We start from the raw sequence: 14,305 nt of genomic DNA, 5'->3' as shown, positions 1-14,305 counted from the left end.
ACATCCAGACCTTCTTCTGCGATCCGCACGCACCCTGGCAGAAAGGCGGCATCGAAAACGCCATCGGACGACTGCGACGAGACCTGCCAAGGCGAACCGATCTCTCCGTCCTCCAGCCCCTCGATCTCATCCGCATCGCCAGACGCTACAACCACACCCCTCGGCAATGCCTGGACTTCCGCACACCTGCCGAGGTCTTCTCCTCACTGTTGCACTTCAAATGTGAGTCCACATCCCCGCTTTCGCGGGAATGACGCGGTAAGGAGCCGGAAACCTCCGGTTACTCCGCCGCCGTGGCCATGTTGCCGTAGCGGCGTTCGGTGTCGGTGATGTAGTCCCGGGTGAAGGGCACCGCGTCACGCTTCCGGCCGAGCTGCATCTGGAACACCATGCAACTGCCCAGCCGGAACTCGTTCTCGCAGGCCAGCAGGTAGAACTCCCACATCCGGCAGAAGCGCTCGTCATACAGCTTGGCGATGCGCTCGCGCTGGGCCTGGAACCGCTCGTGCCACGCCGCCAGCGTCTCGGCGTAGTGGACACGCAGGATCTCGATGTCGGAGACCCAGAGGCCCTGGCGCTCGACCGCGGCCATCACCTCCGACAGGGCCGGCGAGTAGCCGCCTGGGAAGATGTATTTGCGCAGCCAGGCGGCGGTGGTGCCCGGCGGCTCCATCCGGCCGATCGAATGCAGCACCATGACGCCGTCATCGGTCAGGAGCTCGCGCACCTTGCCGAAGAACTCGTCATAGTAGGCGGCGCCGACATGCTCGAACATGCCGACCGAGACGATTCGGTCGAAGCGCTGCTCGATCTGGCGATAGTCGCGCAGCTCGAACGTCACGCGATCCGACAGGCCGCGCCGCCTCGCCCGTTCCTCCGCCAGCTTCTGCTGCTCGGTCGACAGCGTCACGCCCAGCACCTCGACCGGCGCCAGCTCGGCCAGGGTCATGGCCATGCCGCCCCAGCCGCTGCCGATGTCGAGCACGCGCTTGGCGCCGTCGAGCCTCAGCTTGGCCGCGATATGCCGCTTCTTGGCGGCCTGCGCCTCCTCGAGGCTCCGCACCCCGTCGCCGAAGTAGGCGCAGGAGTACTGCATGTCCTCGTCGAGGAAGAGCTCGAACAGCTCGCGCGACAGGTCGTAGTGATGCGCGACGTGCTGCTGCGACTTGCCGATCGGGTTGTACTGCTGCAGCCAGCGCAGGCGGCGTCCGATCGCCCGGAACAGCGCCTGCAGCGGATAGCGGTCAAGCGCCTGGTAATTGTGGCCGTAGAGGGTGAACAGGTCCCGCAGGGACGTGCCGTCCTCGAAGGTCAGGGTCCCGTCCATATAGGCCTCGCCGACCGCCAGGCCGGGGGACAGGAACATCTTGCGCTGCAAGCCAGGGTCGTGGAACCGCACCGACACGAACGGGCCCGGCGCCTTGCCGGCGAAGTCGCGGACCACACCGCCCGCATCGGTGATGCGCAGACGCCCGGCTTGAACGAAGCGCGACAGCATGTGGGATAATAGCCGCATCTCGGCACCTTCAGCTTTAGCACTTTCGCCGGAGGCTACTCCCCAAAATGACGCAGTTTCAACATGCCAGCGCCACAATTGGGAAATGTGAGCCTTGTCCGCAACGCAGAGGTAAAATTCCTTGCATTTTCCGGGCCGGAGCACAGTCTGGCCGCGCCCGATTCCCGACCCCACCCGTGCGCAGCGAAGCGAGAGGTTCTCACACAATGACTGCGATCGTCGACATTCACGCCCGCCAGATCCTCGACAGCCGCGGCAACCCGACCGTCGAGGTCGACGTCACCCTCGATTCGGGCGCCTTCGGCCGGGCCGCGGTGCCGTCCGGCGCATCCACCGGCGCCCATGAGGCGGTCGAGCTGCGCGACGGCGACAAATCCGTCTATGGCGGCAAGGGTGTGACCAAGGCGGTCGACGCGGTCAATGGCGAGCTCTACGACGCGCTGACCGGCCTCGACGCCGAGGACCAGATCGAGCTCGACCGCACCATGATCGAGCTCGACGGCACCCCGAACAAGAGCCGGCTCGGCGCCAACGCCATCCTCGGCGTCAGCCTCGCGGTCGCCAAGGCGGCGGCCGAGGATGCCGGCCTGCCGCTGTACCGCTATGTCGGCGGTGCCAACGCCGCCACGCTGCCGGTGCCGCTGATGAACATCATCAACGGCGGCGCCCATGCCGACAACCCGATCGACATCCAGGAGTTCATGATCCTGCCGGTCGGTGCGCCGACCCTGGCCGAGGCGGTGCGCACCGGGGCGGAGGTGTTCCATGCCCTGCGCAAGAAGCTGAAGGACGCCGGCCACAACACCAATGTCGGCGACGAGGGCGGATTCGCCCCCAATCTGGGGTCGGCCGACGAGGCGCTGGGCTTCATCGTCAAGGCGATCGAGGCCGCCGGCTACAAGCCCGGCGAGGACGTGGTGCTGGCGCTCGATGCCGCGTCGTCGGAGTTCTACAAGGACGGCCGCTACGTGCTGGCGGGGGAGAACAAGACCCTCGATAGCGCCGGCCTGGTCGCCTATTACGAGGACCTGACCAGGCGCTACCCGATCGTCTCGATCGAGGACGGCATGGCCGAGGACGACTGGGAGGGCTGGGCCGCGATCACCGCCGCACTCGGCAAGACCACCCAGCTGGTCGGCGACGACCTGTTCGTGACCAATCCCGAGCGCCTGTCCCAGGGCATCGCCCGCGGCATCGGCAATTCGATCCTGGTCAAGGTCAACCAGATCGGTACCCTGACCGAGACGCTGCAGGCGGTCGAGATGGCGCACAAGGCCGGCTACACCGCGGTCATGTCGCACCGCTCGGGCGAGACCGAGGACGCGACCATCGCCGACCTCGCGGTCGCCACCAATTGCGGGCAGATCAAGACCGGTTCGCTCAGCCGTTCCGACCGACTCGCGAAGTACAACCAGCTGATCCGCATCGAAGAACAGCTGGGCCGGGCCGCGAGCTATGCTGGAAGGGCCGTGTTCCGGCGCCGTTAGGCGGAAGAATTGACGCCGACCCCGACCTATGGTGATTTAGTCGCATGAGCATGTTTCGCTATATCAGGCGGAAATTGCGGCCGGTCATCGGGCCGGTGGTCGGCGCCAGCCTGATCGCCTATTTCGCGTATCACGCGATCCAGGGCGATCACGGCATCTTCGCGCGCGACAACCTCAAGGACGAGGTGGCGCAGGCGCAGGCCACCCTGGATACGCTGCAGACCCAGCGCAGCGAGATGGAGAAGCGCGCCGCGCTGATCGACCCCAAGCAGGTCGACCTTGACATGCTCGACGAACGGGCGCGGGCGATGCTGAATGTCGCCAAGCCCGACGAAGTCGTCATCTTCTACCCCAAGGCGGCCGCGCCGACGACGCCGTAAGGCGCTTTCGCGACGAATCGCGCCGGCGCGCCCCGCGTCCCCTTGACCCATGCCTTGCAAATTCCGTCCGTGCGCGGTAGCACTGGGCAAGGCGAAGATCCTATGCGCGCCTAATAACCCGATGCCGCTCTCTATGGGAGGATCCATTGGCCGCCACGAAACGTCGTCCTGCCCAGGATAAGGCGTCGGGAGCCGTGGCTCCCGCCCCCGCCGGCAAGGACGAGCTCCTCGGCTATTACCGTGACATGCTGCTGATCCGCCGCTTCGAAGAGAAGGCCGGCCAGCTCTACGGCATGGGCCTGATCGGCGGCTTCTGCCACCTCTACATCGGCCAGGAGGCCGTGGTGGTCGGCATGCAGGCGGCGCAGACCCCGGCCGACGACGTCATCACCGGCTATCGCGACCACGGCCACATGCTGGCCTGCGGCATGGACCCGCGCGGCGTGATGGCGGAGCTGACCGGACGCCGTGGAGGCTACTCCAAGGGCAAGGGCGGCTCGATGCACATGTTCAGCCGCGAGAAGAAGTTCTTCGGCGGCCACGGCATCGTCGGCGCCCAGGTTTCGCTCGGCACCGGGCTCGGCTTCGCCCATCGCTACAAGGAGGATGGGGGAGCCTCCATCACCTATTTCGGCGACGGCGCGTCCAACCAGGGCCAGGTCTACGAGAGCTTCAACATGGCCGCCCTGTGGAAGCTCCCGGTGGTCTATGTCATCGAGAACAACAAATACGGCATGGGCACCTCGGTGCAGCGGGCGTCGGCCAATGCCGACCTGCATCTGCGCGGCCAGGCCTACGGCATCCCCGGGTTCCAGGTCGACGGCATGGACGTGCTGGCGGTCCGCGCCGCGGCATCCGAGGCGCTGGAGCGCGCCCGCTCGGGCGGCGGCCCGACCATCCTGGAGATGATGACCTACCGCTATCGCGGCCACTCCATGTCCGATCCGGCGAAGTACCGGAGCAAGGAGGAGGTGGCGAAGATGCGCGAGACCCACGATCCGATCGATCTGGTGCGCAAGAAGATCGATGCGATCGGCGGCCTCACCGAGGACGACTTCAAGGCGATCGACAAGGAGATCCGGGGCACCGTCAACGACGCGGCGGAATTCGCCCAGCAGAGCCCGGAGCCCGATCCGTCGGAGCTCTACACCGACGTCCTGATCGAAGCCTGAGCCATCATCACCCCGGGGCGCCGCCGCTGAACGAGCGGCGCCGCCGGATGCCGGAGAATCCGAATGCCCACCGAAATCCTGATGCCGGCCCTGTCGCCGACCATGACCGAGGGCACGCTCGCGAAATGGCTGAAGCGCGAGGGTGATGCGGTGAAGTCGGGCGACGTCATCGCCGAGATCGAGACCGACAAGGCGACCATGGAGGTCGAGGCGGTCGACGAAGGCACCATCGGCAAGATCCTGGTGCTGGAAGGCACCGAGGCCGTGGCCGTGAACACCCCGATCGCCATCCTGCTCGGCGACGGCGAGAGCGCGTCGGACGCCGCCCCGGCCAGGGCCGCCCCGAACGGTGCCGCGGCGCCGAAGGCGGAAGCGGCCGAGGAGGCCTCGAAGCCTGAAGCCAAGGCGCCGGCCGCCGCGGCCGCGCTGCTGCCGGCCAACAAGGCCGCACCGGCCTCGGACGAGGACAAGTTCTTCGCCAGCACCAAGCGCCTGACCGTGCGCGAAGCGCTGCGCGACGCCATGGCCGAGGAGATGCGCCGCGACCCCACCGTCTTCCTGATGGGCGAGGAGGTCGCGGAGTACCAGGGCGCCTACAAGGTCAGCCAGGGCCTGCTCGAGGAGTTCGGCGCCAGGCGCGTGATCGACACCCCGATCACCGAGCACGGCTTCGCCGGCCTCGGCGTCGGCGCGGCCTATTCCGGGCTGCGGCCGATCGTCGAGTTCATGACCTTCAACTTCGCCATGCAGGCGATCGACCATATCCTCAATTCGGCGGCCAAGACGCTGTACATGTCCGGCGGCCAGATGGGCAGCCCGATCGTGTTCCGCGGCCCGAACGGCGCCGCCTCGCGCGTCGGCGCGCAGCACAGCCAGGACTACGCCAGCTGGTACGCCCATTGCCCGGGCATGAAGGTGGTGGCGCCGTGGTCGGCGGCGGATGCCAAGGGCTTGCTGAAATCGGCGATCCGCGACCCCAACCCGGTGATCTTCCTCGAGAACGAGATGCTCTACGGCCAGAGCTTCGACGTGCCGGAGGATCCCGATTTCACCGTTCCGATCGGCCGCGCCAAGATCGTGCGCTCGGGCAAGGACGTCACCATCGTCGCCTACTCGATCATGGTCGGGAAGGCGCTGGAGGCGGCGGAAACCCTGGCCGCCGAGGGCATCGACGCCGAGGTCATCGACCTGCGCACGATCCGGCCGCTCGACGTCGAGACCATCGTCAACTCGGTCAAGAAGACCAACCGCCTGATCTCGGCCGAGGAAAGCTGGCCCTTCGCCGGCATCGGGTCGGAGCTGGCGGCGCTGATGATGGAGCACGCCTTCGACTATCTCGACGCTCCGGTCGGCCGGGTCTGCTCGGTCGATGTGCCGCTGCCTTACGCGGCCAATCTCGAGCATCTCGCGCTGCCGCAGGCATCGCACATCGTGGCGGCGGCGAAGGCCGCCTGCTACCGCTGATCCGGGCGCCGGACGCAGGGAGAGATCGATGACGATCAACATTCTGATGCCCGCGCTGTCGCCGACCATGACCGAGGGCACGCTCGCCACCTGGCACAAGAAGGAAGGCGACAAGGTCAAGTCCGGCGACGTGATCGCCGAGATCGAGACCGACAAGGCGACCATGGAGGTCGAAGCCGTCGACGAAGGCGTCATCGGCAAGATCGTGGTGCCGGAAGGCACCGAGAACGTGCCGGTCAACGAGATCATCGCCATCCTGCTGGAAGACGGCGAGGATGCCGGCGCCCTGAAGGGTGGTGCCGCGGCCCCGAAGGCCGAGGCCAAGACTGAAGCGCCGGCCGAGCCGAAAGCCGAAGCCAAGGCCGAGGCGCCCGCTCCGGCGACCCAGCCGGCCGCAGCGGGCCCGGTCGCGAAGCCGGCGGCGGCGAACGGCCATGACGACCGGGTCTTCGCCAGCCCGCTGGCCCGCCGGATGGCGGAGCAGGCCGGCATCGACCTGGCGGCGCTGAAGGGCACCGGCCCGAACGGCCGGGTGGTCAAGGCGGACATCGACGCGGCGGTGTCGGGCGGCAGCGCGCCGGCGGCCAAGCCGGCCGCGGCAGCCGCCCCCGAGGCGGCGAAGCCAGCGGCAGCTCCGGCCGCGGCCAAGCCGACGGCGGCCGGTCCGAACGCCAAGCAGCTCGCCGATGCCTATGGCATCCCGTACAGCGAGCAGAAGCACAGCAACATGCGGAAGGTCGTGGCCCGGCGCCTGCTGGAGTCCAAGCTGACCGTCCCGCATTTCTACCTCACGGTCGACATCCAGCTCGATGCGCTCTTGAAGCTGCGCAAGGAGCTGAACGACCGCGGCGACGTCAAGCTGTCGGTCAACGACCTGATCATCAAGGCGGCGGCGCTGTCGCTGCGCAAGGTGCCGGCGGCCAACACCTCCTGGACCGACGACGCGCTGATCCAGTACGAGCGGGTCGACATCTCGGTGGCGGTGGCGACCCCGGGCGGGCTGATCACCCCGATCATCAAGGATGCCGACCGCAAGGGCCTGAGCACCATCTCGGCCGAGATGAAGGACCTGGCGGCGCGGGCCCGCGACGGCAAGCTGAAGCCCGAGGAATACCAGGGCGGCACCTTCTCGATCTCCAATCTCGGCATGTTCGGGATCAAGGACTTCGCGGCGATCATCAACCCGCCGCAGGCCTGCATCCTGGCGGTCGGCGCCGGGGCCCAGCAGCCGGTGGTCAAGGACGGCGCGCTGGCCATCGCCACGGTGATGAGCTGCACCCTGTCGGTCGACCACCGCGTGGTCGACGGCGCGGTCGGGGCCGAGTACCTGGCCGCCTTCAAGGCGCTGGTCGAGGCGCCGCTCGGCATGATGCTCTGATCGGCCCGGGCCGGGACATGCCCCGGCCCGGACGGCCGGCCCTGTGACAGTCTCCTCCGCCGGCATTCGGGCGGGGGAGGGAGCAAGGAGACTCTACTGTGGCTGATACGAGCTTCGACGTCCTTGTGATCGGCGGCGGTCCCGGTGGTTATGTCGCCGCGATCCGCGCCGCCCAGCTGGGGCTCAAGGCCGCGGTCGTGGAGCGCGAGCATCTCGGCGGCATCTGCCTGAACTGGGGCTGCATCCCGACCAAGGCGCTGCTGCGGTCGTCCGAGATCTCACATCTGCTCAAGCATCTCGACCAATATGGCTTCTCTGCCAAGGACATCACCTTCGATCTTAAGAAAGTGGTTGATCGGTCGCGCAAGGTCGCGTCGCAGCTGTCGGGCGGGGTCAAGCACCTGCTGAAGAAGAACAAGGTGCCGGTGTTCGACGGCACCGCGAAGCTGCTGGGCGGCGGCAAGGTCGAGGTGGCGCTGAAGGCCGGCGGCAAGGAGACGCTGTCGGCCAAGCACATCATCGTCGCCACCGGCGCGCGGGCCCGGAACCTGCCGGGGCTGGAGGCCGATGGCAAGCTGGTCTGGAGCTACAAGGAGGCGATGGTCCCGCCGACCATGCCGAAGTCGCTGCTGGTCATCGGCTCGGGCGCCATCGGCATCGAATTCGCCAGCTTCTACCGCAACATGGGCGCCGAGGTGACCGTGGTCGAGATGCTCGACCGCGTGCTGCCGGTGGAGGATGAGGAGGTCTCGGCCTTCGCCAAGAAGCAGTTCGAGAAGCAGGGCATGCGCATCCTGGTCGGCGCCAAGACCCAGAAGCTGGAGAAGGGTGCCGACAGCGTCACCGCCACCATCGAGGTCGGCGGCAAGACCGAAAAGATCACCGCCGACCGGGTGATCCTGGCCATCGGCATCACCGGCAATGTCGAGGATATCGGGCTCGAGAACACCAAGGTGAAGGTCGACCGCGGCCACATCGTGGTCGGCCCCTATCTCGAGACGGATGAGCCGGGCGTCTACGCCATCGGCGACGTCGCCGGGGCGCCCTGGCTGGCGCACAAGGCCAGCCACGAGGGCGTGATCTGCGTCGAGAAGATCGCGGGCCAGCATCCGCACCCGATGGATGTCAGCAACATCCCGGGCTGCACCTACTGCATGCCGCAGGTGGCGTCGGTCGGCCTGACCGAGGCCAAGGCCAAGGCGGCCGGGCGCGAGGTCAAGGTCGGCCGCTTCCCCTATATCGGCAACGGCAAGGCGATCGCCATGGGCGAGCCCGAGGGGATGATCAAGACCGTGTTCGACGCCAAGACCGGCGAGTTGCTGGGGGCACACATGGTCGGCGCGGAAGTCACCGAGCTGATCCAGGGCTATGTCATCGCCAAGACGGGCGAGCTGACGGAGGCGGAGCTGATGCACACCATCTTCGCGCACCCGACGCTCAGCGAGATGATGCATGAGAGCGTCCTGGACGCCTACGGCCGCGCAATCCACTATTGATCAAAGCGAACTTGGCTTCGCGCGATAGTCCCCCATCTTTGGGGGAGTATCGCCGAGCTAGGCCGCGACCCCGCCCAGGACCCCGCAAGGACGACCATGTCCGCTGTAGAGCCGCATCTCCGCCACCCCGAAAAGGCCAACCGCCCGGACAATCCGATCCAGCGCAAGCCGGCCTGGATCCGGGTGAAGGCCCCGGTGTCGCCCGAGTATCACGAGACCCGCAAGCTGATGCGGGACCTCAAGCTGAACACGGTGTGCGAGGAGGCGGCCTGCCCCAACATCGGCGAGTGCTGGTCCAAGGGTCACGCCACGGTGATGATCCTGGGCTCGGTCTGCACCCGGGCCTGCGCCTTCTGCAACATCGCGACCGGCCGGCCCGACCAGCTCGACCCGCATGAGCCGCAGCATGTCGCCGAGGCCGCCGGCCGGCTGGGGCTGAACCACATCGTCATCACCTCGGTCGACCGCGACGACCTCGAGGATGGCGGCGCCCGGCATTTCGCCGAGACCATCTGTGCGGTGCGCGCCGCGTCGCCGGACACCACCATCGAGATCCTCACTCCTGACTTCAAGAATAAGCCAGGAGCTGTTGAAATCGTTGTCGAAGCGCGACCGGACGTTTTCAACCACAACCTCGAGACCGCGCCGCGGCTGTACCCGTCGATCCGGCCCGGCGCCCGTTATTTCACCTCGCTGCAGCTGCTGTCGCGGGTGAAGGAGCTGGACCCGACCATCTTCACCAAATCCGGCATCATGGTGGGCCTGGGCGAGACAGCGGAGGAGGTCGGGCAGGTGATGGACGACCTGCGCGCCGCCGATGTCGACTTCATGACCATCGGCCAGTACCTGCAGCCGACGCCGAAGCACGCCAAGCTGGACCGCTTCGTGACGCCCGAGGAGTTCCAGAGCCACGAGAAGATCGGGCGGGCCAAGGGCTTCCTGATGATCTCGGCCTCGCCGCTGACCCGGTCCTCCTACCATGCCGGGGCCGATTTCGAGCGGCTGAAGGCGGCGCGGCTGGCCCGGCTCGGCGCCGCCGCCGGCTCGATCGACCTCGTCGCCCTGGCGCGGGGTGCCTGAACCTCGCCGCGGCGCGTAAACGTCGCCCCCGGCGCGGAGCGCCTCAACGTCGCACTGGCGGGATGGCGGAGCCGGTCTAATCTATAGGCCGACACCGCCCCGCAGACCGATCATGCCCTCATATACCGAAACGCGCGTCCTGCCCTACAGCCCCGAACAGCTCTACGAGCTGGTGGCGGATATCGAAAGCTATCCCAGCTTCCTGCCGTGGTGCCTGGGAGCCCGAATCCGCAACCGCGAGGGCAATGTGCTGATGGCCGACCTCGTCATCGGCTTCAAGATGATCCGCGAGCGCTACACCAGCCGCGTCACCCTGACGCCGGGCCGGCAGATCGATGTCGCCTATGTCGACGGGCCGATGAAAAGGCTGACCAACCGCTGGCATTTCCAGCCGCATCCCGGCGGCTGCAAGATCGACTTCTATGTCGATTTCGAGTTCCGGTCGCGCGTACTGCAGACCCTGATCGGCGCCCTGTTCCACGAGGCTTTCCGGCGCATGGTCGGGGCCTTCGAGACCCGGGCGCGGTCGCTTTATGGCGACCGCGCCTCGGTCGTCGCCGCGGCGGCCGAGGGCGGCTGATCCGCCAGCCCGGCGGTGGTGAAGCGCGGCCCCAGCGTGCGGTTCGGACAGAACTCGTCGAGCGGCGCCGTCGGCGCCTCGATGAAGCGGGCGACCAGCTGTGGCGCGCAGGCCTCCGTGGTCAGCAGCGAGTGGCTTCCCGCCCGGAACTCGATCACCCGGCCGTTGGTCAGCGTCTGCGCGGCGATGTAGGCGTATTCGGGCGGCGTGATCGGATCGAAGCTGCCGGTCAGCAGCAGGGTCGGCACCGTGCTCGACACCGCGACGGCGTCGACCGCCGAGATCGGCGGCACGTGCCAGGATTCGCAGCTCTGCCACTCCAGCGCATAGGCGGCGTCGCCGCCATAGGGTTCGGCGGCCGCCACCGAGGCGGCCAGCGCGTCGCGGGTGGCGAAGGGCCAGCTCTCGCTGCAGGCGACGCTCAGCGCCAGCCCTTCGGCGCGGTTCGGGCCGCCGCTGAACACCGGTCCGATCCAGGGCGTCAGGGCGGCCAGATCGCCGCGCGCGACCTTGTCGGTCAACCCGGGCAGGTCGGCCAGGGTGGTCGGGTCGTAGAAGGCGGCATAGAGCGCGTCGAGCACGATGCCGTCATCGACCCGGATCGACTTCCGCCCATGGCGGATCGTCTCCGGCGCGGCCCGAAGCTGCGCCAGCATGCCGTCGAAACGGGGCCCCAGCAGCGGGTACTCGGTCTCGCAGTCGGTGTCGGCCTTGCAATCCTCGAACAGCCGGCGGAACACCCGGGCGATCAGGGCCGGCTGGGTGTCGAGGTCGAAAATGCCAGGCGGATAGACGCTGTCCAGCACGGTGCTGCGGACCCGGTCGGGGAAGTCGCGCATCACCGCCAGCGCCACCCGGCTGCCGTAGGACACGCCGATCAGGTTGTAGCTCTCGTAGTTCAGGGCGGCGGCGATGTCGTCGACATCGGCGGCGGCCTCCGCCGTGGTGTAGGCGGACAGGTCGATGCCGCCCCGGGTCAGGCGGTCGTGGCAGGCGGCCGCGGCCGGCCGTTCCATCGCCAGGATCTCGGCCCGGCTCAGCCCCGGCTTCCAGTTCCGGTCGGCGATGCGGTCCAGCTCCGGGCAGTCCAGGCTGGGCCGGGACTGGCCGACGCCGCGCTGGTCGAAGACGATGAAGTCCCGCGCCGCGCGGATCGGCCGGCTGGCCTGCCACCAGGTGTCGGCATCCTCGCCGAAGGCGGCATCGCCGGGCCCGCCATTGAGGAAGATCACCGGATCCGGCAGCGGCGACGGGGCCTGGCTGTGCAGCACCGCGACATAGAGGCGGATGTCGCGGCCGCGCATGCCCTCGCGATGGGCCGGCACCGCGACGAAGCCGCAGGTCGCCCGCTCGCCGCGCGGCACCGGGAAGACGCATCGCGCGCTTTCGAAGGTGGGCGTCGCCGAGGCCGGAAAGGCCAATAGAAGCAAGGCGCCGAAGGCGAGGAATGGCCAGAGGCTTTGGGCCGGGGACGCACGCACAGGCGCGATACTTTCGTCAGATGGTCGCAAGGCATGATGCGGTGCCCTCCGCCCAGCGGCAAGCCGCGTCAATCGGCGGTTGGGGATGCGGTTTTCGCGGCCCCGGCGCCGGCCAGCAGCAGCTCCAGCGCCAGGCGCAGCGCCTGGGCCCGCACCGCGGTGCGATCGCCGGCGAAGACGCGTCGTTCGGTGCGGGTGGCGAGACCCTGGACGGCCAGGCCGAAATGGACCAGCCCGACCGGCTTGCCGGGGGTAGCGCCGCCCGGCCCGGCGATCCCAGTCACCGCCACGGCGAGGCCGACCCTGGCGCGGATCAGCGCGCCCCGGGCCATGGCGGCCGCGACCTCGGCGCTGACCGCGCCCTTGGTGGCGATCAGCTCGGTCGGCACGCCCAGCAGCTCGGCCTTGGCCGCGTTGGAATAGGTGACGAAGCCGCGCTCGACCACGTCGGAGGAGCCGGCGATCGCGGTCAGCGCCGCGGCGACCAGGCCGCCGGTGCAGCTTTCCGCCGTCGCCACGGTCAGGCCGCGGGCCCGGCAGGCGGCCAGCACCTGCTCCGCCAGCACCAGATCGGCGTCGTCGATCATATCCACCCTCCTGCCACGGCCGCGGCGCAGACCGCCGCGGCGATCACCCCGGCGGCGATGTCGTCCAGCATCACGCCCCAGCCGCCGGCCAGCTCGCGGTCCAGCCACGAGATCGGCCAGGGCTTGGCGATGTCGAGCAGTCGGAACAGGGCGAAGGCGAGGGGGTAGGCCCAGGGCAGGCCGGCGATCGGCGCGACGGCGAGCAGCTGGCCGGCCACCTCGTCGATCACGATCGCGCTCGAATCCGGCTCGCCGCCGCAGACCTGGGCTGCGGCCCAGACCCCGACCAGGCCGAAGCCGATGCCGCCCGCCGCCACAGCCGCCTCGCCGCCCCACAGCCACAGCAGCCAGGCGAGGGGGAGGGCGGCCAGCGATCCCCAGGTGCCGGAGGCCACCCGGATCAGCCCGATTCCGCCCACGGTCGCCAGCAGCGTCGACGGCTGCCAGAAGCGGCAGCCGGGCGGGAGCGGGCGGAACGGCATCAGCGTTCGATCCGGACGCTCGCGGACGCCTGGGCCGCGATCCCCTCTTCCCGGCCGGTGAAGCCGAGCCGTTCGGTGGTGGTGGCCTTGACGCTGACCCGCTCGGGGTCGAGCTCCAGGATCCCGGCGACGCGCGCCACCATCGCCGCCCGGTTCGGCCCGATCTTCGGCCGCTCGCACATCAAGGTGATGTCGACGTTGAGGATGGTGCCGCGGGCCCGCACCAGGCTGGCGGCATGGGCCAGGAAGGCGGCGGAATCGGCGCCGCGCCAGCGTTCGTCCGAAGGCGGAAAATGCTGGCCGATGTCGCCGGCGCCGATGGCGCCCAGCAGCGCGTCGGTCAGGGCGTGCAGCCCGACATCGGCGTCGGAATGCCCGTCCAGCTTGAACGGGTGGGGGATGTGCACCCCGCACAGGATGACGCCGTCGCCCGGGACCAGGCGATGCACGTCGAAGCCCGTGCCGGTGCGGATGTCGGCGCCGCCGAGCAGTCGTTCCGCGCGGGTCAGGTCCGCCTCCGTGGTGATCTTGAAGTTGTCGACATGGCCTTCGACGATGCGCACGGCGATGCCCTGGCGCTCCGCCACCGCGGCGTCGTCGGTCAGGCTTTCGCCGGCGGCGGCGCGATGCGCGGCCAGCAGGGTCGCGAAGCGGAAGCCCTGCGGCGTCTGCGCCTGCCACAGGCCGCTGCGGTCGACCGTGCCGGACGCGATGCCGCCCTCGGCCCGCTTGATGGTGTCGACCACCGGCACCGCGGCGATCGCCGCCTCGGCCGTCTCCAGGGCGTCGAGCACCCGGGCGATGGTGTCCTGGTCGACCAGGGGGCGGGCCGCGTCATGCACCAGAACGCCGTCCGGCGCGTGGGACGCCAGCCATTCCAGAGCCGCCCGCACGCTGTCCTGCCGGGTGGCGCCGCCGATCACCGGGTCGGGCAGGCCCAGGCCGGATGCGGTGGCGTCGTACAGCGCCCGGTGCTCGTCGCGGATGACCACGACGATGTCGCCGAAGCGGCCGCTGGCGCGGAACGCCTCGACCGACCGGCGCAGCACCGAGCTGCCGGCCAGCGGGCGGTACTGCTTGGGCAAGGACCCGCCGAACCGCTCGCCGGTTCCGGCGGCGACGATGACGGCGGCGTGGCGTGGCATGATCCGCTGTGGCTCCCTCGGCAAAAAAGCGCCGCACGATAGGGCGGCGCCGGGGGA

Annotated in this window: 14 protein-coding genes; 9 read left to right on the top strand and 5 right to left on the bottom strand. The window is 68.9% G+C overall.

Annotation, left to right across the window (positions count from 1 at the left end; all coding sequences use genetic code 11):
- The coding region (locus tag AB4112_RS25565) for a transposase (protein WP_441723778.1) at positions 1–254 on the top strand (254 nt) is incomplete at its 5' end.
- A 26-nt stretch (positions 255–280) separates the two neighbouring features.
- On the opposite strand, the gene AB4112_RS25560 is transcribed toward AB4112_RS25565, so the two are convergent.
- Complete coding sequence (locus tag AB4112_RS25560) at positions 281–1,516, bottom strand: cyclopropane-fatty-acyl-phospholipid synthase family protein (RefSeq protein WP_309799616.1); 1,236 nt, start codon at positions 1,514–1,516, stop codon at positions 281–283.
- Positions 1,517–1,722: 206 nt separating this feature from the next.
- Here AB4112_RS25560 and eno point away from each other — a divergent pair, with 206 nt between their 5' ends.
- The 8 genes from eno (at position 1,723) to AB4112_RS25520 (ending at position 10,553) form a co-directional block, all read left to right on the top strand.
- Positions 1,723–3,003 carry a phosphopyruvate hydratase gene (gene eno, locus AB4112_RS25555; RefSeq protein ID WP_441723776.1) on the top strand — a complete coding sequence of 427 codons (1,281 nt, stop codon included), beginning with the start codon at positions 1,723–1,725 and terminating at the stop codon, positions 3,001–3,003.
- A 44-nt stretch (positions 3,004–3,047) separates the two neighbouring features.
- On the top strand, positions 3,048–3,383 hold the full coding sequence (locus AB4112_RS25550; protein ID WP_309799614.1) for an FtsB family cell division protein: 336 nt from the start codon (positions 3,048–3,050) through the stop codon (positions 3,381–3,383).
- A 146-nt stretch (positions 3,384–3,529) separates the two neighbouring features.
- Complete coding sequence (gene pdhA, locus AB4112_RS25545; RefSeq protein WP_374710656.1) at positions 3,530–4,555, top strand: pyruvate dehydrogenase (acetyl-transferring) E1 component subunit alpha; 1,026 nt, start codon at positions 3,530–3,532, stop codon at positions 4,553–4,555.
- A 63-nt stretch (positions 4,556–4,618) separates the two neighbouring features.
- A complete protein-coding gene (locus AB4112_RS25540) occupies positions 4,619–6,019 on the top strand; it encodes a pyruvate dehydrogenase complex E1 component subunit beta (protein ID WP_441723773.1) in 1,401 nt (466 codons plus the stop codon).
- Positions 6,020–6,047: 28 nt separating this feature from the next.
- On the top strand, positions 6,048–7,397 hold the full coding sequence (locus AB4112_RS25535; RefSeq protein ID WP_441723771.1) for a pyruvate dehydrogenase complex dihydrolipoamide acetyltransferase: 1,350 nt from the start codon (positions 6,048–6,050) through the stop codon (positions 7,395–7,397).
- A gap of 98 nt (positions 7,398–7,495) precedes the next feature.
- Positions 7,496–8,893: a dihydrolipoyl dehydrogenase gene (lpdA, locus tag AB4112_RS25530; protein WP_309799610.1), complete on the top strand. Its 1,398-nt coding sequence runs from the start codon at positions 7,496–7,498 to the stop codon at positions 8,891–8,893.
- Between the two features lie 96 nt (positions 8,894–8,989).
- Positions 8,990–9,973 (top strand): lipoyl synthase, encoded by a 984-nt coding sequence (gene lipA, locus AB4112_RS25525; RefSeq protein ID WP_441723769.1) that lies wholly within the window; start codon positions 8,990–8,992, stop codon positions 9,971–9,973.
- Between the two features lie 112 nt (positions 9,974–10,085).
- Positions 10,086–10,553 carry a type II toxin-antitoxin system RatA family toxin gene (locus tag AB4112_RS25520; protein WP_309799608.1) on the top strand — a complete coding sequence of 156 codons (468 nt, stop codon included), beginning with the start codon at positions 10,086–10,088 and terminating at the stop codon, positions 10,551–10,553.
- Here the strand turns inward: AB4112_RS25520 and AB4112_RS25515 are convergent.
- The 4 genes from AB4112_RS25515 to AB4112_RS25500 all read right to left on the bottom strand — a co-directional run bounded on the left by AB4112_RS25515 (position 10,505) and on the right by AB4112_RS25500 (position 14,248).
- Positions 10,505–12,034: an alpha/beta fold hydrolase gene (locus AB4112_RS25515; protein WP_309799607.1), complete on the bottom strand. Its 1,530-nt coding sequence runs from the start codon at positions 12,032–12,034 to the stop codon at positions 10,505–10,507. The two genes, AB4112_RS25520 and AB4112_RS25515, sit on opposite strands and share 49 nt — an antisense overlap.
- A 68-nt stretch (positions 12,035–12,102) precedes the next feature.
- The gene (locus AB4112_RS25510; RefSeq protein ID WP_309799605.1) at positions 12,103–12,621 is read right to left on the bottom strand and encodes a CinA family protein; all 519 of its coding nucleotides are present in this window, start codon (positions 12,619–12,621) and stop codon (positions 12,103–12,105) included.
- Complete coding sequence (locus tag AB4112_RS25505; RefSeq protein WP_441723766.1) at positions 12,618–13,103, bottom strand: phosphatidylglycerophosphatase A family protein; 486 nt, start codon at positions 13,101–13,103, stop codon at positions 12,618–12,620. The genes AB4112_RS25510 and AB4112_RS25505 overlap by 4 nt, the downstream gene beginning before the upstream one ends.
- Positions 13,103–14,248, bottom strand: a complete 1,146-nt coding sequence (locus AB4112_RS25500; protein ID WP_441723764.1) for a bifunctional 2-C-methyl-D-erythritol 4-phosphate cytidylyltransferase/2-C-methyl-D-erythritol 2,4-cyclodiphosphate synthase — start codon at positions 14,246–14,248, stop codon at positions 13,103–13,105. Before AB4112_RS25500 ends, AB4112_RS25505 begins: the two co-directional genes overlap by 1 nt.
- Positions 14,249–14,305 lie beyond the last annotated feature (57 nt).

The sequence above is a fragment of the Inquilinus sp. 2KB_23 genome (assembly GCF_052115705.1).
In the GTDB taxonomy this organism is placed as follows: Bacteria; Pseudomonadota; Alphaproteobacteria; order DSM-16000; family Inquilinaceae; genus Inquilinus; species Inquilinus ginsengisoli_A.
Note: the sequence above shows the minus strand (reverse complement) of the source record. Positions and strands in the feature narration are given on the sequence as shown.